20 protein-coding genes are annotated in these 16,248 nt (G+C 70.8%); 11 read left to right on the plus strand and 9 right to left on the minus strand.

The genetic code is table 11. The features are described 5' to 3' along the window. Positions 1-107: 107 nt before the first annotated feature. Positions 108-857, plus strand: a complete 750-nt coding sequence (locus tag CP968_RS01425; RefSeq protein WP_150516241.1) for a chitinase — start codon at positions 108-110, stop codon at positions 855-857. Between the two features lie 275 nt (positions 858-1,132). Here CP968_RS01425 and CP968_RS01430 read toward each other — a convergent pair whose 3' ends face one another. Beyond that, positions 1,133-1,930: a serine protease gene (locus CP968_RS01430; protein WP_150516242.1), complete on the minus strand. Its 798-nt coding sequence runs from the start codon at positions 1,928-1,930 to the stop codon at positions 1,133-1,135. A gap of 508 nt (positions 1,931-2,438) precedes the next feature. Between CP968_RS01430 and CP968_RS01435 the strand changes: the two genes are divergently transcribed. Beyond that, a complete protein-coding gene (locus CP968_RS01435) occupies positions 2,439-2,783 on the plus strand; it encodes an SCO0607 family lipoprotein (RefSeq protein WP_150516243.1) in 345 nt (114 codons plus the stop codon). A gap of 513 nt (positions 2,784-3,296) precedes the next feature. Here CP968_RS01435 and CP968_RS01440 read toward each other — a convergent pair. Next, positions 3,297-3,965: an HSP18 transcriptional regulator gene (locus tag CP968_RS01440; RefSeq protein WP_150516244.1), complete on the minus strand. Its 669-nt coding sequence runs from the start codon at positions 3,963-3,965 to the stop codon at positions 3,297-3,299. A 129-nt stretch (positions 3,966-4,094) separates the two neighbouring features. Here CP968_RS01440 and CP968_RS01445 point away from each other — a divergent pair, with 129 nt between their 5' ends. From CP968_RS01445 to CP968_RS01455, 3 genes are all read left to right on the plus strand, one after another. Continuing rightward, positions 4,095-4,526, plus strand: a complete 432-nt coding sequence (locus tag CP968_RS01445; protein ID WP_150516245.1) for an Hsp20/alpha crystallin family protein — start codon at positions 4,095-4,097, stop codon at positions 4,524-4,526. Positions 4,527-4,640: 114 nt separating this feature from the next. Next, positions 4,641-5,036, plus strand: a complete 396-nt coding sequence (locus CP968_RS01450) for a DUF2267 domain-containing protein (RefSeq protein WP_150516246.1) — start codon at positions 4,641-4,643, stop codon at positions 5,034-5,036. Positions 5,037-5,136: 100 nt separating this feature from the next. After that, positions 5,137-5,583 (plus strand): DUF2267 domain-containing protein, encoded by a 447-nt coding sequence (locus tag CP968_RS01455; protein WP_150516247.1) that lies wholly within the window; start codon positions 5,137-5,139, stop codon positions 5,581-5,583. Between the two features lie 71 nt (positions 5,584-5,654). Here CP968_RS01455 and CP968_RS01460 read toward each other — a convergent pair whose 3' ends face one another. The 3 genes from CP968_RS01460 to CP968_RS35620 form a co-directional block, all read right to left on the minus strand. Next, positions 5,655-5,828 carry a CsbD family protein gene (locus tag CP968_RS01460; protein WP_150516248.1) on the minus strand — a complete coding sequence of 58 codons (174 nt, stop codon included), beginning with the start codon at positions 5,826-5,828 and terminating at the stop codon, positions 5,655-5,657. A 128-nt stretch (positions 5,829-5,956) separates the two neighbouring features. Continuing rightward, complete coding sequence (locus CP968_RS01465) at positions 5,957-6,346, minus strand: ATP-binding protein (protein WP_150516249.1); 390 nt, start codon at positions 6,344-6,346, stop codon at positions 5,957-5,959. 74 nt (positions 6,347-6,420) lie between these two features. Further along, the gene (locus CP968_RS35620) at positions 6,421-6,783 is read right to left on the minus strand and encodes an STAS domain-containing protein (protein ID WP_150516250.1); all 363 of its coding nucleotides are present in this window, start codon (positions 6,781-6,783) and stop codon (positions 6,421-6,423) included. A 776-nt stretch (positions 6,784-7,559) separates the two neighbouring features. Here CP968_RS35620 and CP968_RS01475 point away from each other — a divergent pair. After that, the gene (locus CP968_RS01475) at positions 7,560-7,898 is read left to right on the plus strand and encodes a MerR family transcriptional regulator (RefSeq protein WP_150516251.1); all 339 of its coding nucleotides are present in this window, start codon (positions 7,560-7,562) and stop codon (positions 7,896-7,898) included. A gap of 374 nt (positions 7,899-8,272) precedes the next feature. Here CP968_RS01475 and CP968_RS01480 read toward each other — a convergent pair whose 3' ends face one another. From CP968_RS01480 to CP968_RS01490, 3 genes are all read right to left on the minus strand, one after another. After that, positions 8,273-8,551: a GlsB/YeaQ/YmgE family stress response membrane protein gene (locus CP968_RS01480; protein ID WP_150516252.1), complete on the minus strand. Its 279-nt coding sequence runs from the start codon at positions 8,549-8,551 to the stop codon at positions 8,273-8,275. 137 nt (positions 8,552-8,688) lie between these two features. Next, the gene (locus CP968_RS01485; protein ID WP_150516253.1) at positions 8,689-9,021 is read right to left on the minus strand and encodes a universal stress protein; all 333 of its coding nucleotides are present in this window, start codon (positions 9,019-9,021) and stop codon (positions 8,689-8,691) included. A gap of 133 nt (positions 9,022-9,154) precedes the next feature. After that, entirely contained in the window at positions 9,155-9,835 is a 681-nt protein-coding gene (locus CP968_RS01490) for a helix-turn-helix domain-containing protein (protein ID WP_150516254.1), read from the minus strand. Positions 9,836-10,348: 513 nt separating this feature from the next. Between CP968_RS01490 and CP968_RS01495 the strand changes: the two genes are divergently transcribed. After that, complete coding sequence (locus tag CP968_RS01495; RefSeq protein WP_150516255.1) at positions 10,349-10,834, plus strand: cyclic nucleotide-binding domain-containing protein; 486 nt, start codon at positions 10,349-10,351, stop codon at positions 10,832-10,834. Between the two features lie 43 nt (positions 10,835-10,877). Beyond that, entirely contained in the window at positions 10,878-11,567 is a 690-nt protein-coding gene (locus CP968_RS01500) for a response regulator (protein WP_150516256.1), read from the plus strand. 12 nt (positions 11,568-11,579) lie between these two features. Here CP968_RS01500 and CP968_RS01505 read toward each other — a convergent pair whose 3' ends face one another. After that, complete coding sequence (locus CP968_RS01505; protein ID WP_150516257.1) at positions 11,580-13,292, minus strand: sensor histidine kinase; 1,713 nt, start codon at positions 13,290-13,292, stop codon at positions 11,580-11,582. A gap of 243 nt (positions 13,293-13,535) precedes the next feature. Between CP968_RS01505 and CP968_RS01510 the strand changes: the two genes are divergently transcribed. The 3 genes from CP968_RS01510 (at position 13,536) to CP968_RS33945 (ending at position 16,217) form a co-directional block, all read left to right on the plus strand. Continuing rightward, positions 13,536-14,159: a CBS domain-containing protein gene (locus CP968_RS01510; RefSeq protein ID WP_150516258.1), complete on the plus strand. Its 624-nt coding sequence runs from the start codon at positions 13,536-13,538 to the stop codon at positions 14,157-14,159. Between the two features lie 210 nt (positions 14,160-14,369). After that, positions 14,370-15,227, plus strand: coding sequence for a slipin family protein (locus CP968_RS01515; protein WP_150516259.1), 858 nt, complete (start codon positions 14,370-14,372; stop codon positions 15,225-15,227). 471 nt (positions 15,228-15,698) lie between these two features. Next, positions 15,699-16,217: an LLM class oxidoreductase gene (locus CP968_RS33945; protein ID WP_167536740.1), complete on the plus strand. Its 519-nt coding sequence runs from the start codon at positions 15,699-15,701 to the stop codon at positions 16,215-16,217. Positions 16,218-16,248: the final 31 nt, after the last annotated feature.

Genomic DNA, 16,248 nt, shown 5'->3' on the forward strand with positions numbered 1-16,248 from the left:
TCTGCATCAAACTATGCCATGGCCCCCGCCTCTCGGGGTTCCAGTCACCCGAGGTGATTCCCCTCGGCGCCTCAAGCGGCGCGGACCGCGCCGGCGAAGGAGTGCAGATGTCCCAGTCTCGTCACCTGTCCCGCTACGGGACCCGCTTCCGCTCCGGCGCAGTCGCCGGGGTGGGCACGGCCGCCGTCCTGGCCGGCCTGGTGGCCGCGGTGCCGGAAGTGCCCGCCTCGGCCGCCGGATCGTTCATGGTCAGCCAGGCACAGTTCGACACAATGTTCCCGGGCCGGAACTCCTTCTACTCCTACAACGGCCTGACCCAGGCGCTCGGCGCGTACCCCGGGTTCGCGAACTCCGGTGACGCCACGACGCGCAAGCGTGAGGCGGCCGCGTTCCTCGCGAACGTGAGTCATGAGACCGCTGGGCTGAAGTACGTGGTCGAGCAGAACAAGGCGAACTACGGGCACTACTGCGACCGCAGCCAGCCGTACGGATGCCCGGCGGGTGACAAGGCCTACTACGGTCGCGGGCCGCTGCAGCTGAGCTGGAACTTCAACTACAAGGCAGCCGGAGACGCCCTGCACCTCGACCTGCTGCACGACCCCTACAAGGTCGAGCGGGATTCCGCGGTGGCCTGGAAGACCGGGCTCTGGTTCTGGAACAGCCAGAGCGGCGCCGGCAGCATGACCCCACATGACGCCATGGTCCACAACAAAGGGTTCGGCGAGACGATCCGCAGCATCAACGGCGACCTCGAATGCAACGGGAAGAACCCCGATGAGCGCCAGGACCGAATCAACCTCTACCAGAAGTTCACCCGCGAACTCGGCGTCAGCGCCGGCGGCAACCTGTCCTGCTAGGCCCTGCCGTTCAGCTCGGCCCGATGCCGGTCCGGGGCGCGCCCTTCGGGTAGCACACCGTTGCAGTACTGGCCCCAGTCGTCCCCGACGGGCAGGAACTCCACCTGCGGCCGTTTCGTGGGCCGAAGCCAGAACCCGGCTCGCGGCCCGTTCGTAGACCGCGGGTGGGGCTGTCCGGTCAGAGGTGCCAGGGCATGGCGGCGATGCCCGGCCGGGTGGCGCCGCCGGCGTGGAGACCGCGTCCTGGGGCGAAGTCGCCCGGTGCCGCTGGGGGGTCAGATGCCGGTCTTGGTGGTGATCCAGGTCCGGTAGGCGCCGACGTTGGTGAACACCGACGGGTACTGTCCGCTGCAGTTGGCGACGCCCCAGCTGACGATGCCGACCACCCTGCCGTACTGGGCGAGCGGGCCTCCGCTGTCACCTTCGCACGCGGACAGGTGGGCGGCCCTGTCGTAGGTGCAGACGTGCGTGGTGTTGATGTTCTGGCCGGGCCAGCGCAGTTGGCACTCGCCTACCGGCAGGATGGTGACGGCGGCCTGTTGGAGGATGTTGGGCGCCTGGCCGCTGCCGCTGAGCCGGCCCCAGCCGGTGAGCGTCGCGCTGCCGCCGATGGGATCGGTCAGGGCCGGGAGGGCGATCGGCTGGATGAGCGGTGTGTAGCCGATCGGAGTGCTCAGCTTCAGCAACCCGATGTCGTTCGGCATTCCGGGGGCGTTTCTGTCGTAGCCCTGGTGCAATATCAGCTCCCGCACCGGATACGCCGTACCGGTGGGGTCGAGGGTGTTCGCCCCGGCCACCACTCGGGTGCGGGAGGCGACCAGCCCTGCCAGGCAGTGAGCCGCGGTCAGCACCCACTGCTGGCCCACGATCGACCCGCCGCATGTGTGATTCCAGCGACCTGAACTCTGCACCTGCAGGGACACCTGGTAGGGGTACGCACCCGCCGGAGCATCCGTCCCGCCCACCACCGCAGCCGCCGGACCCGCCCCACCGGCGATCAGCCCGGCCGCCAGAAGCACCGCTCCCAGCACCGACGCCAACACGCGTTCCAGCCGGTCCCGCCGTCGCGTCATGTCCCCGCCCGTGGCTCCATTGCACGCCTCCACGCGGGGTGCGACCGTCTGGGATTGTGGCCTTGAGGGCACGGAGACCGCAAGAGGCGAACCAGCCGTTCCCGACCAAGGGCCCGGTTCGATCACGGGGAAGGCTGGAGCCCGGCTCGAAGCGGCGTGGCCGGCCGGCCGGCCCGAGGAGGCACCCGACGGGTCCACCGCATTTCCCTCTGACCGGGACGGTGACCCCGGTCGAGGATCCCGTCAGCCGTGGCGCCCGTCCGGACCACCGCAAGTGGCCTCGGCCGATGCACAGTTCGCCGTGGACGACGAGGAGCGGTGGGGAGCGAACCCACCACGGCGTCTCTGCCCCTTTCAAGAAGCCGGTAAGGAGACCGGGCTGTTCGGTGGGGTGCGGCCGCCCCAGCATGCTGAGCACATCGTCCGGCCACTCTGAGTACGGGTACTCAGGGCGCGGCAGCCTCTCGAAGGCGAGGGTAGAGGTACACCGAGCGACGGGAGAGAAGACATGGACACGCCCCGTATCGACCGGATCGCCTCCGCTCTCCGATGCGAACGGGTCCGCATCGTCGCGGCGGCCACCCTCGTGAGCGCCGCCGCGGCCGGAGTGCTCACCGGCTGCGCCGGCTTCGAATACAGGGAGGACATCTGCAGCCGCGGCGAGTATCCCGCCCTGACGGTGGGCGGTACGGGAGGGGCCTGCTTCTCGGACAAGGAAGAGCCTCCGGCGGGATACGCGCGCTACCCCGCGGGCAAGGTGCCCAAGCAGGTCGACGACAAGTGGGACGTGTACTGGAACACCCACACCCTCGACAAGGAGGGCAAGATCATCAGCGTCCCGGACGCGAGCTGAGCGGAACGGTCCGTCGCCGACCTCTGCGGGCGGACCCCGCATCACCTCGCCGAGTTGCTCCGTCAGTGCCCTGCGGCGCTGCGTGACGTCCAGTGTCCCTTTCGATCCCGAGCCGCGCGACGATCGGGCCGCGCGGCGGGCACACTGCGCCGGCCCCAGGGAGCCCCTGCGGCGAGCCCCGCCGTCGATCTCGCAAGGGCCCACGCCGGCCCTCCGGTGGGCGGGTTGGGCCTGGGCCGGGTGAGCTGGCGGTGGTGGCGGCGCGGCCGGCCTGGCAGCAGCGTCAGGCCGGGCGGACCATAACCACCTTGGAGACGGACCGACGGGCTGACGCCTGGCAGCAGCGCAGCCGGTCGTGTGACGGGGCAGGCCCGCGCTTGGCGCCCGGCGCGGCCGCGCGGTCTGGCGCACATGTTCGGGCGGCCCCTGCGCGGGCCCGTGGACCACGGTCGGGTTCGGGCAGGCATCGGCGGGTTCGGGGCGCGCTCCAGGACACCGGTGTGGGTTCCCGGCTCAGGTGCTGCGCTGTCCATGGGTGTTCTGGCGGAGTTGTTCGGTGTGCCGGGTCAGGGTGTCGATGTGTGCGGCGAGGTCGGCGTCCTGGGGCCGCAGATGAGCGCGTGTTTCGGTCAGGGGTTGGACGAGGCGGGCGGCGTCGTCGTGACCGAGGGCGAGGTTCAGGGCGCCGACCGCGTCTGCGGCGTCAGCGGGCAGGCCGGTGAGGGCGGCGACCTGGCCGGCGAGGCGGCGGAGGTCGGCTGCGTTGTCGCGGGCCCAGGCGGTGACGGTGCGGTCGGCGGCGCGGGTGTCGCGGGTGGCCTGGACTCGTTCCTCGCCGGTGGAGCCGGGCGCGCCGGGACGCAGGCGGAGGTAGCGGCGCTCCGCGGCTTGACGGCTGGCTACGCCGAGGGGTCCGGCGAGGTCGGCCCAGCTCGCACCCTCGCCGCGGGCGGTTTCGATCAGTCCGCTCTCCCAGCCGGCGAGCTGTTCGCGGACCTCGCGCAGCGTCGACAGTGCGGCCAGGGCCGGGTGCGGGCCGGATCCGGCCGCAGACGGCGCCGGGGCGGCGGGGGTGTGCGCGGGGGGCTGCTGCGCGTCCCGTACGGACTGGTTGATGGCCTCCAGCGCCGCCGCAGCGGCAGAGAAGGGTACGGGTGTGGCCGCCGGGTCGGGCTCGGTCATGGAACTCTCCGTCGTCTCGTCATCCTCCAGATGACTCCTTGCTTGTCGTCGTTCCGATGACATGCTACAACGGAAGCACGTTGAAGCGCATTGGCAGTTTCTGCCTGAACCAACTGGAGGTGTTTCGCGATGTTGATGCGCACTGACCCGTTCCGCGAGATGGACCGGATCGTCCAGCAGCTGTCGGGTACGTCCGGGACCTGGTCGAAGCCGTCGGTGATGCCGATGGACGCCTACCGCGAGGGCGAGGAGTACGTGATCGCCTTCGATCTCCCCGGCGTGGACCGCGACGCGATCGACATCGACGTCGAGCGGAACATGCTGCGGGTGAAGGCCGAGCGGCGCCCCGCGGCGAAGGCCGACTCCGTCAAGGTGGAGCTCTCCGAACGGCCCCTGGGCGTCTTCTCCCGCCAGGTCATGCTGGCCGACACCCTGGACACCGAGCGCATCGAGGCCGATTACGACGCGGGTGTACTGACCCTGCGGATCCCGATCGCCGAGCGCGCCAAGCCGCGGAAGATCAGCATCGGCGACGCCGGCCGCAAGCAGATCTCCGGCTGAACCCTCCGGCATCAGCCGGCAGCGGAGGGCGGGACGAGCCGATTTCCCCCTCCGGCTCCCCGCCCTCCGCACCTCCTCCGACCCCTTCACCACCCTTGTCCCGGAGGTGACGTGATGTCGATGCGCAGGCAGTCGTTCCTGGCACACGTCCAGGAACGCGGCGAATACGAGACACCGGAAGAGGCCGATCGCGTCGCCCGCGTCGTCCTTGCCCTGCTGGGCGCGCACCTGGCCGGCAGCGTGCGGGCCGAACTCGCCGCCCGCCTCCCGGAAACGTACGCCCTGATCCTCCTGAACCCGCTCCAGGCCGCGGAGCCGCTCTCGCCCGAGCGGTTCGTCCGGGCGACCGCGGCCTGGATCGAGGGCGCCACCGAGAAGACGGCCCTGTGGGACATAGGCGCCGTCCTGTCCACCGCGGCCGCCGCCGCGGGCGACGTCCTCACCCGCGAGGTCCTCCTCCAGCTCCCCCCGGGCTACGACCTCCTCTTCGGCCACCCCCAGCCCACCTGACCGTCGACCCACCCGAGCGCCCAGACCACCTGGCCTCCACCGGCCGCAGGCCGGATCCTTCACACAGCCGGATCCTTCACACAGAAAGGCAACCGCAGCCATGTACGACCAGCCTCGACCGAACCGAGCCACCTCCGCCATGACGTTCGACCAGATGCTGGAACGCGTGCGCTACGAAGGCGCCTACCCCACTCGCGAACGCGCCGCTGAAGCCGTCCACCACGTCCTGGCCGCCCTCGGTCACCAGCTCACCGGCGACGAACGCGTCGACCTCGCCCAGTGTCTGCCCGTCGAGGCCGCCCTCACCCTGACCGCCCAGATCCCCACCACCGAACACCTCACCGGCTGGGGCTTCGTCAAGGACGTGGCCGCACGCACCGGCGCCACCCCGGCCGTCGCCCGCTGGGACACCGGCGCCGTCCTCGCCGTCGTCGCCCGCCTCGCCGGCCCCGACCTCCTCGCCCGCATCCTGCGCCGGCTCCCCGGCGGCTACGCCCTCCTCTTCGGCCAGGCCGAACTGAGCCGGCCCGAGCCCGCCGCTGCCTGAACCAGGCTCGTAGTGCACAGACGTGGCTGGGGGCCGGAACCGCTCCCGCGGTTCCGGCCCCCAGCCACCGATCAGTGCTTGAAGACGTCCTTGACCTTCTCCTTGGCCTGGCGGGCGTCGCCCGCGGCCCGCTCCGCGCGGCCCTCGGCGGTCAGCCGGTCGTTGCCCGTCAGGCGGCCAGCGGTCTCCTTGAGCTTGCCCTTGGCCTGCTCGACCTTCGCCCCGGTCTTCTGCTCACCAGACACAGCTGATCACTCCCTCTTCGGTGGAAACGCCTTACGAAACCCCGTATGGCCACTGAAAGCCCCCGTAAACAGGGCGGCCGAAACAGGACCACCCGGGCCCGGACTGCCCTCGGATACGGACCGGCGCGCTACCGGGAGAGGAAGGCACGGACGGTCTTCCCGGCTTGAGGGCCGGGCGTGACGACGACGTGGTGGGCGAGGTCGTTGACCATGCGCCAGCCGAATCCACCTGTCCCGTCGACGAGGTCGGGGGTCCGCATGCGTGGCATCCGCGGGCTGGGATCCCCGACGGCCACCTCGATCGTGTCGGGGTGGGCGGATAGGTCAAGGGTGTAGGCGCCACCGCCGTGGCGCAGGGCGTTGGTGACGAGTTCGGAGACGACCATGACCACCTTTTCGGCGACGCCGGCCGCCACCGCCGGCAGGAGGTCTTCGAGGAACCGCCGGGCGCTTTCGCGCGCTTCGGCGATGGATGTCGCGGCGCCGGCGCGTGTGAGGGTGACGCTCATCGTGTCCATCAGGTCACCTGGTCTCTGGTCGTTGCCCGGTCCTGCCCCTGCCCGTGCGGGGCTTGTGCCCTGTTCTGCACGGGTTAAGCCGACGGTGACCGCGGTGTGCCCCTCGGCCAGGGGAGGGCTCCGGTGCGGGACAGGAGCCCGAGGAGTTGGAGGTTGGATCCCTTGAGGCGAAGGGTTCGGCCGTGGGCGACGGCGGCGCCGCGGGCGCGAAGGAGGATGTTCAGGCCGGTGGAGTCGCAGACCGCGAGGCCGCCGACGTCGACCGCGACCTCCGAGGGGCTGCCGGGATCGACGGCCGCGCCTCGCAGGACCGTGTCGAGCTCGGCGCCGCTCCGGGCATCCAGGTCGAGCTCAACGGAGACACGGATCAGGCCGGGCCAAGTCTGGTCGGGGTCAGGGCCGGCTCGGTGAGGTGTGTGACCGCTCCGTCCGCTCATGGCTCCCCCGTCGTCGCTGTCCGTTGCCGTGGACCGTGTCCGCCCGCACCTGTGCTTGTCGACGGGCGGTTACCTCCTCGCCTGCCGCAGGAAAATCTGTCTCGGCCAGAGTAGACATTGCGAGGTGGTGTGGTTATGGTTTCTCTCGTAGCCCAGTCAAGAAGGGCTCGGCAGAGACGAACTGCCGGGCAGTGGTACACGTAGGACGGTGCGGTGGTGGAGTCGCGAAGCCAGGCTGGTGCAGGACGGCGACGGGACTGACGACCGGACCGGGCGGCCCGCGGTCATCAGGGGCCGCCGCGGCAGTACCCCAGCAGTGAAGTCAGTGAGCAGCACCTCGGTGAAGGCGTCGGCTGCGGGCGCGCGCACCGGGAGGTTCGGCAGTGGGGTTCAAAGCCAGGGCAGATGTAGGACGGGCAACGGGGCTGGCTGCCGAAAACGTGGCGCTGGATCAGGCCGCGAGCGTTACAAGCAGGTCGCATCACCAGCAGTTCGCAGGAGTAGGCAGTTGATCGTCCGAGGGATGAACGGAGGAGTTGAGGCGCCATCAGGATCGCCCGGATCGAGGTCTGGGTCCGGGTACCGCAGGACATCGACAGTGAGGTGGTCTCCGGTCAAGCAACCGCGATCCCCGCAGCACCCGCCCACGATCGGGCAGGTCAGCGGATACAGAAGGCCGGCGCAGTACCAGGGCCGGCAGATGGTGTAGCAGTTCCTTCGGGGCCCTGGTGCCACAGGCACCAGGGCCCCTCCACGTGTTCCGTGAAAGAGCTGCGATGACCGCAGACGACTCGTACGGCCGACTCGACGACGACGACTTCCCCGCCTACACCACGGGCCGGGCCGCCGACATGCTCGGCACCACACAGGGCTTCCTCCGCGCCATCGGCGAAGCCCGCCTGATCACCCCGCTCCGCTCCGCCGGCGGACACCGCCGCTACTCCCGCTACCAGCTCCGCATCGCCGCCCGCGCCCGCGAACTCGTCGACCGGGGCACCCCCATCGAGGCCGCCTGCCGCATCGTCATCCTCGAAGACCAACTCGAAGAAGCCCAGCGCATCAACACCGAACACCGCCCCACCACCGGACCGGCGGAACCCACCGCCGCAGCCTGAAGCCGCACGCGGATACCTCGTCGACACCTGTAGCCAGAGCCTGTCCCGTGGATCGTGTCCGTGACCGGATGGTGGTGGCGGCAACGTGATCGACGTCGTGCGGAACATGCCGAGGGCGAAGGCCGACCGCCTGGCCGCCGCCAAGCGACAGCACACCAGGGGCCGTCGACCCCTCTTCCGTCCCAGGGGCGGAGCCTGGGCGCCCGCCACCACGCACGCAGCGGATCCCGATGATCGACCAGGTCCGAGTAGAGGAATCCTGCCTTCGCACGGTGGCAGCGGCGCGAAGTACTTCCGGCTCCGGCACTGCCGACAGACGTAGGCGGCTCCCCCCTTCGAAGGGGGGAGCCGCCTACGTCTGTGCGCCGGATCGCTCAGGCGTGGCGATGGTGACGCTTGTTCCCGGTGACCAGCCGGTAGACGGCGAGGAGGATCACGGAGCCGATGATCGCGGCGATCCAGGTGGAGAGGTCGAAGAACCCGTCGATGGAGTCGACGCCGAAGATGACCTTGCCGAGCCACCCGCCGAGCAACCCGCCCGCGATACCGATCAGAATGGTGACGATGACGCCGCCGGGGTCCTTACCCGGCATCAGGGCCTTCGCGATGAAGCCCGCGAGCAGGCCGATCAAGATCCAGGCAATGATGCCCATGCGCTTCTCCTACCTCGATGAATAAGAACGGTGTTAACCCCCGTCTTCACCGCTTCGAGGTTTTCAAACGTTCAGATCCAAGGCCGGCGCGCCTGAATTCGGTCGGTGCATCAGGACTGCTGTGTCCTTGAGGGCGTTCACTCATGGGCGACGACGGCCACCGGAGCCGCGGCATGATGCAGGACCGCGTGCGTGATCGGACCGATTCGTGAGGTGACCTCCCGGTCCGGGTACAGGCGTCGTACCTCGTCGCGCGCTTCGTGGAGCAGCCCCTCCGTCCAACGCCGTTGGACTTCGGTGCTCGCGACGCGAAGCAGAGGCCTTGCCGGCCGTCCCGGCTCCTCCTGGACTTGGACCCGTTCCAGACGGGTGCCCAGCAGGTCGGCTTCGCGCGCGGCCCAGCACGCTGCGGTGACGCTCTCCCGGGAACCGTCCAGGCCCACGGTCACGGGGTTTGCCATGGTGTCCATCTCCTTGAGCCGACTTCGTGGCCGGCGTGCTACAGCGAGGACGAGGGGCCGCGCAGACCATCCCGCGTCGTGCGGCGGGCCGTCGCCCGGTGTGCTCTCGGGGTGCCGGTCGGCCGTTCGATGTGACGGGGTCTCACCCGGACTGCACACGGCGGCCGGTGATCCGGGTGGGGGTCATGGACATCCAGTGCGTCCGGGGGCCGCCGGCCCAGGGGAGGGAGCGGGCGACCGCGTGCAGGTGGTGGATTCGCGCTTCGTCGGTGACGCCGGACACCTCGCCGACGGCCAGGACGCTCCAGCCTTCTCGCATCGCGTCGTCGATGTGGTCCACTTCGAAGGCGACCTCGGTCCCGGACGCCCCGGCGAGCCGGGAGAAGGGCGCCGTACGGAACGCGATCCCGTTCCCGACGACGACGTAGTTGACGGGGAAGACGGCGGGCCCTTCCGGTCCGGAGAACCCGACCCGGCCGATCCCGTGAGTGGAGAGCAGGCGGCGGCATTCGGCCTCGCTCAGGCCCGTCAGCTCCGCATCGCGCATCGCCGTCCCCGCGCCGGGGGGACGGTCCGTGGTCCTCCCGGTCAGTTCGGCCACCGTCGTGCCCAGTCCGTCCGCGAGACTCACGAGCATGCCCATGCTGGGCGCCGCGGCCCGTTCCTCGACGTAGGCGATGTACGACGCGGCCGCCCCGCAGCGCTCCGCGAGGTCCTCGCGCGTGATGCCCAGTTCTTCACGGCGGGCGCTCACACGCCGCCCCAGGTCACCGCGGGCAGCGGGGACCTCGGTCGGGGACGTGTCGGCTGCGGGCTTTCCCATGATCGTCACACCTTTTCCCATCCGAGCCGATATGCGAACGTGGCGACCCCTCGATGCCGCGGGCGGCCGAGGACCCATCCCGCCGGCAGTCCAGTGGAGCGTCCCTTCCAGGCTGTACCCGCTGCCGGCGCGTGCCCAGGGCCGGACGGTCCCTTCCCGGGGGCCGTCGAGCCCCTCCTCCCAGGAATGCGAGCCACCTCGGACCACGACCCCAGGCCTCCCCACTGGGGGAGGGATCCGCTGCCGTCGCCCGATTCGGGAAGCAACCGGCGGTGAAGAACTGTGGTCATCGCGTGGATGGCACGGGTCGGTTCCGTATCGGGCCTTGAGCTCCTGCTCCTGCTCCTGCTCCTGCTCCTGCTCCTGCTCCTGCTCCTGCTCGACGAAATCATGGTCGGCTACGGACGTCGTCGACCGCGTTCCGGGGCGCGCCGGCCGGGAGGGTACCGAACGGCCCTTACCGGGCGACCGCCACCGGCAGAAGGTGGAGGTGGACCCGAACGGAGAACCGCCATGAGCACCTCGTCCCCGCACCGGCTCACCTCCTCACCCGACCGTTTCACCCGCGCCCTGTCCCCGGAGCAGCGCAGCAGCCTGCTCACCGTGGCCCACGCGGCGAACTTCCCCGCCGGTGCGCGCCTGTTCGACCAGGGTGGCAACACCAGCCGGTTCTGGGTCGTCCGGTCGGGCAGCGTCTCCATGGACGTGCGCGTACCCGGACGGCAGGCCGCGGTGGTCGAGACGGTCGGACCCGGGGAGCTCGTCGGCTGGTCCTGGCTGTTCCGCCCCTACACCTGGCACTTCGGCGCCGAGGCGAGGACGCCGGTGCGTACCGACGAGTTCGACGCCGCCGCCGTGCGGACGCTGATGGAGGCCGACCCGGCCCTCGCCTCCGCCATGTGGCAGTGGGTGGGTCAGGTGCTCGTCCACCGGCTCGTCTCCGCGCGGATCCGGCTGCTCGACCTGTACGCGCCCCACGGCAGCGGAAGCCGCGTCTGAGACAATTGACCCCCGACGTATCCGACCCGAGGGTGTGGCGTGGATGACCGATGCACCAGCTGCCGCCGCGCCCCCCACCCGGGTGTTCCTCCTCGACGACCACGAGGTCGTCCGTCGGGGGCTCCACGACCTCCTGGACGCCGAGCCCGACATCCAGGTGGTCGGCGAGGCGGCGACAGCCGCGCAGGCCCTGGCCCGCGGGCCCGCCCTGCGGCCGGACGTCGCGGTGCTCGACGTGCGGCTGCCCGATAGCGACGGCATCACCGTCTGCCGCGAACTGCGCTCGCGGATGCCGGAGCTCGCCTGTCTCATGCTGACGTCCTTCGACGACGAGGACGCGCTGCTCGACGCCATCATGGCGGGAGCGGCCGGGTACGTACTGAAACAGATCAGGGGATCCGACCTGGTCGCGGCCGTCCGGACGGTGGCCACGGGGCAGTCGATGCTCGACCCGGCGACCACGACGCGCCTGATGAGCTCACTGCGGGGCCCCGCCACCGGGAAACCGCCGGCCGACGAGCGGCTGACGGTGCTGTCCGAGCGCGAGCGGGCCGTGCTGGAGCTCGTCGGCGAAGGGCTCACCAACCGACAGATCGGCAAACGGCTCTTCCTCTCCGAGAAGACGGTCAAGAACCACATCTCGCGCCTGCTCGCCAAGCTGGGGGTGGAACGGCGCGTGCAGGCGGCGGTCATCGCCGCCGAGGTGCGCGAGCACGACGAGTCGGGCCGCTGACGGCGGCGCCGCTCACCCCGGAGACCCGAGCGGGACCCGCCAGTCCAGACGCGTTCCGCCGCCCCGACTCGACGAGACGGACAGCGCGCCCCCACGTGCCTCGGCGCGCTCCGCCAGGTTGCGCAGGCCGCTGCGGCGGCCGCCCCGCGCGATACCCACGCCGTCGTCACTCACCGTCACGCCCAGCACGCCGTGCGTCACGACGATGGAGACGTCGACCCGCGCCGCCCGCGCGTGGCGGGCCACGTTGGTCAGGGCCTCACCGAGGACCGCGGCCACGTCGTCGGCGACCAGCGGCGGCACGTCGGTGTCGATCAGCCCCTCCATGCGCAGAGCGGGTGCGAAGCCGAGCACCCCGGCCGCCTCGCCCACGGCGTGCACCGCGCGGACCCGGAGCCTCGGGACGCCGCCCGCCGCCTCGTGGTCCCGGAGTCCGAAGATGGTCGAGCGAATGATCTTGATTGTCTCGTCCAGGTCGTCGATGGACCGGCTCAGCCGCTCGTTCGCCTCGGGATGCTCCACGAAGCGCTGCGCGCTCTGCAGGGTCATCCCGGTCGCGAAGAGCCGCTGGATCGCGAGGTCGTGCAGGTCGCGGGCGATCCTGTCGCGGTCCGCGAGCCTGCTCATCCGTTCGGTGTCCCGGCGCCGGTCGGCCAGCTCCAGGGCCAGGGCGACCTGCCCGGCGAATCCGGGCAGGGGCGCGACCTCGGCCGCGCCGAACGAGGGCCGGCCGGCCCGCCGTGCCAGCATCAGCACCCCCCGCAGCTGCGCCGTGGTGCCCACCGTGACGGCCACGGCCGGCCCGAAGCCCGTCCAGACGTCGGACTGCGCCGCGACCCGGACATCGGTGGCCGCATCCGCGAGGGTGATCAGTCCGTCCCCGGCCAGGGCCAGCCCTCCCAGGATTCCCTCGCTGCCGGGCAGGACGATCCCCCGGTGCGCGTCGGCCCCCTCCCCCAGGGCGAGCGAACCGTGCAGCTCGCCGCTGGGCCCCACCTGGTAGAAGACGCACATGTCGGCCGAGATGATGTCCCGGGCGCGCTCCAGCATGCCCTCCAGCACCTCGATGTCGGAGGAGCCCGACAGCAGGGCGCTCGTGAAGTCGGAGCCGGCCGCCAGCCAGCGCTCCCGGAGCCGCACCTCCTCGTAGCGGCGGGCGTTGTCGACGGCGACCCCCGCGGCGATGGCAAGGGTCGCCAGGACCCGTTCGTCCTCGGCGTCGAAGTCCGCAGCACCCCGCTTCTCCGTCAGGTAGAGGGTGCCGAACACCTCATCACGGACCCTGATCGGTACGCCGAGGAACGAGTGCGTCGGCGGATGGTGCTCCGGAACGCCGGCGGCGGCCGCGTGCGCCGCGAGGTCGGCCAGGTGCAGCGATCGCGGATGCCCGATCAGCTCGCCCGGCAGTCCGGGCCCGATGGGAGGGGCTGCGGTGCCCGCCCGGAGCGGGCCGCCGATGTCCCCCGTGATGAACTCGGCGAGTCGCCCGTCGTCCCCCACCACGCCCAGCGCACCGTACTCCGCGTCCACGAGGACGACCGCGGCCTCCACGATCCCGCGCAGCACTTGGGTCGGGTCCAGCTCCTGCCCCACCGACATGACCGCCCCGAGCAGCCCGTTCAGCCGGTCATGGGTCCCCCGGGCGTCCGTGCTCGGTGCGTGGAGGCCGTCCGGCCTCCCCTGCGCGCTGCCGCTTCGCGCGGCATCGCGATCGGCCCCGACCATGGACACCTCCGGCGCCGTCGAGAGAGGTCTGCGTACCAGCCCGTCCTTCAGCGTAGTCCGTCCGCCGATCGGCCGGTCACCGTGCGTGCTGTCGAACCGCGTCGCCCCGCGCCGCCCGGGGACCGGTCAGTCCTGGCGCAGGACCGTTCGGCACTCGCGTCGCGGGCGGCGCACGGCGGAGGGTGGCGGGTGAGGGCGTTCCGCGAGATGCGCCGCCGGCCGACACGGACAGGAGAGCGGGACATGAGGCACGCCAAAGTCGGCTTCCTGATGACCGACGAGGTCGTCTCGGTCGTCGGGCGGACTTCCTCCGCGGTGGTGGGGGCCCTGCTCGTCGCGCACGACATCAGCGGAATGCCGGTCATGGATGACGACGATCACGTCCTCGGAGTGGTCTCGCGGACCGATCTCACCGGCCGCGGTGAGAGCACCGCCGAGGAGCTCATGTCGGCGCCGGCGGTCACCGTCCGTGCCGAGCGGACCGTCACCGAGGCCGCCCGTCTCATGACCCGGCGCGGCGTGGAGAGGCTCCCTGTCGTCGACGAGGAGGACCGCCTGGTCGGCATCGTCACCAGACGGGACCTGCTCAGGGTGTTCCTGCGCCCCGACCACGAGATACGCCGGTGCGTGATCGACGACGTACTCGCGGAGACCATGGGAATCGACTCCGAAGCGGTGGGCGTGCGGGTTCGGGACGGGGTCGTCACGCTGGACGGCCGGCTGGCAAGGAGCAGCCAGATTCGCCTCGTTGTGCGGCTCGCCCGGGAGCTGGACGGAGTCGTCGCGGTGACCGGCCGGCTCACGGCCCGGTTCGACGATGTCCACCTGAGCCCTGCGGACCGCAGCACCGGCGGAGTTCCCGGGTGACGCGGCGGGCGGGGCGGATCAGCTCGGAAGGGTGGACCGTTCGGCCCCTGCCCCGCGGGCCGCCGCGGAGCGACCCTGGAGACAGGCAGGCTCGCGGCACCGAGCCGTACCGGTGCGCACCCTGCGACGGACCCGGGACACGCCCCTGCTCCGCCACCATTCGGGACCGCACCCCTACGGGGTGCCGTCTTCTCCGGGAGGAGCAGCACCATGGGAGTTCTGATCGTTCTCCTGGTCGTCCTCGCAGCTCTCGTCCTGCTCGTACTCGCCATGGCCGTCAAGGTCGTCAAGCAGTACGAGCAGGGCGTGCTGTTCCGGTTCGGCCGGCTCATCGGCACCCGCAGGCCGGGCCTGCGCCTCATCGTGCCGTTCGCGGACGTCCTGCACCGGGTGTCCCTGCGGATCGTCACCATGCCCATCCAGTCCCAGGGCATCATCACCCGGGACAACGTCAGCGTCGACGTCTCCGCGGTCGCGTACTTCCGCGTCGTCGACGGCGTCAAATCGGTCGTCGCGATCGAGAACGTCGGAGCGGCCATCAACCAGATCGCCCAGACCACGCTGCGCAAGGTCGTCGGCCAGCACACACTGGACGAGACCCTGTCGGAGACCGACCGCATCAACCTCGGCATCCGCGAGATCCTCGACGTCACCACCGCCGAATGGGGTGTGGAAGTCACCCTGGTCGAGCTGAAGGACATCCAGCTGCCCGACAGCATGAAGCGTGCGATGGCCCGTCAGGCGGAGGCCGAACGGGAGAAGAGGGCCAAGATCATAAACGCGGAGGGCGAATCGATGGCCGCCGCCGCGCTCGGCGACGCCTCCGATTCCATGATGGCCCACCCGCTCGCCCTGCAACTGCGCAACCTGCAGAGCCTGGTGGAGATCGGTGTCGACAAGAACACCACCGTGGTCTTCCCCGCACCGCTCATGAGCACCATCGGCGAACTCGGCGCCTTCCTCGCCCGCGAAACCGCGGCCGCAACGTCCCAGACGGCGCCCGCGCCCGAGCTCACCGCGTCGGTCCCCGGCCGTCCCCTGCCGAACGGAGCGGTCAAGACCGTATGAGCGAGATCGGCGGTCCGCCGCATCGTCAGTCCCGGCAGATGGGCCACCGCGCAGCCCAGTGGGCTGCCGGGTGGTCGTCTTCCGGGACCGCCTCCACCCGGCACCCTCACCTCGCACCAGCCGTGATGGACTCCGGACTCCCGGGGAGGTGTCACGCCGAGGTCGCCACGGTCGGCCGGTGACGACGCAAGGCCAGCGTTTCGGGCAGATGTCAGGGCAATTCGGCCTCGCAAAGCCGGTCCTGGTACCGGGCCTGGACATCGCGTCGTACTCACATGCCATGAGCTTGGGGAGAGTAGGTATCCGGAGCCTGGCCTTCACCCACGGGAATGGACACCGTGCAGCTCAGGCCGCCGCCGAACTGGAGGAGTTGGGCTACGGCACGCTCTGGTCGGCGGCCGTCCCGGCGGACATCCCCGTGGTGACCTCGTCAGGCCGGCCGAGCTGCTCGCGGCCACCGACCGCATCACCGTGGCCACCGCAGGCGTGTCGATCTGGACGCAGGAGGCGGCCACACTCGCCGCGGGCTGTCACGCACTGCCGCCCGCTCGTCGTGAGCGCCTGATACTCGGTCTGGCCGTGAGCCACCCGCTGACCGAAGCGCGCTACCGCCTCCCGTACACGGCCCTCTGCACCTATTTCGACGAGTTGGACGGCTCAACCGTGCCGTCCGCCCGCGCGACTGCTCGCGCGGCACTGGCTCCGTGCCTGATCCAGCCGAACTACGCGAACGCCTGGCTGCGTTCAGGGTTCACCACGAGCGACCTGTCAGCACCGGGAAGCGACCGTCTCATCGACGAGGTCTTCGCCCGGGGCACACCCGAACGGATCGCCGACCGGATCACCGAACACCTGACCGCAGGTGCCGACCACGTGGCGGTCCAGGTCGTCACGCGCTCACCGCACAGCTTCCCGCGAGCCGAGTGGCGGGCCCTTGCCGAGGTACTCCTGAGCGACCGGTCACCCGGGTTGAGCGAGTCTCGGCGCTGAAGCGCGCCGAGCGAAGCAGGCAGGGGCCTGC

This window comes from Streptomyces subrutilus, from assembly GCF_008704535.1.
Classification (GTDB): domain Bacteria; phylum Actinomycetota; class Actinomycetes; order Streptomycetales; family Streptomycetaceae; genus Streptomyces; species Streptomyces subrutilus.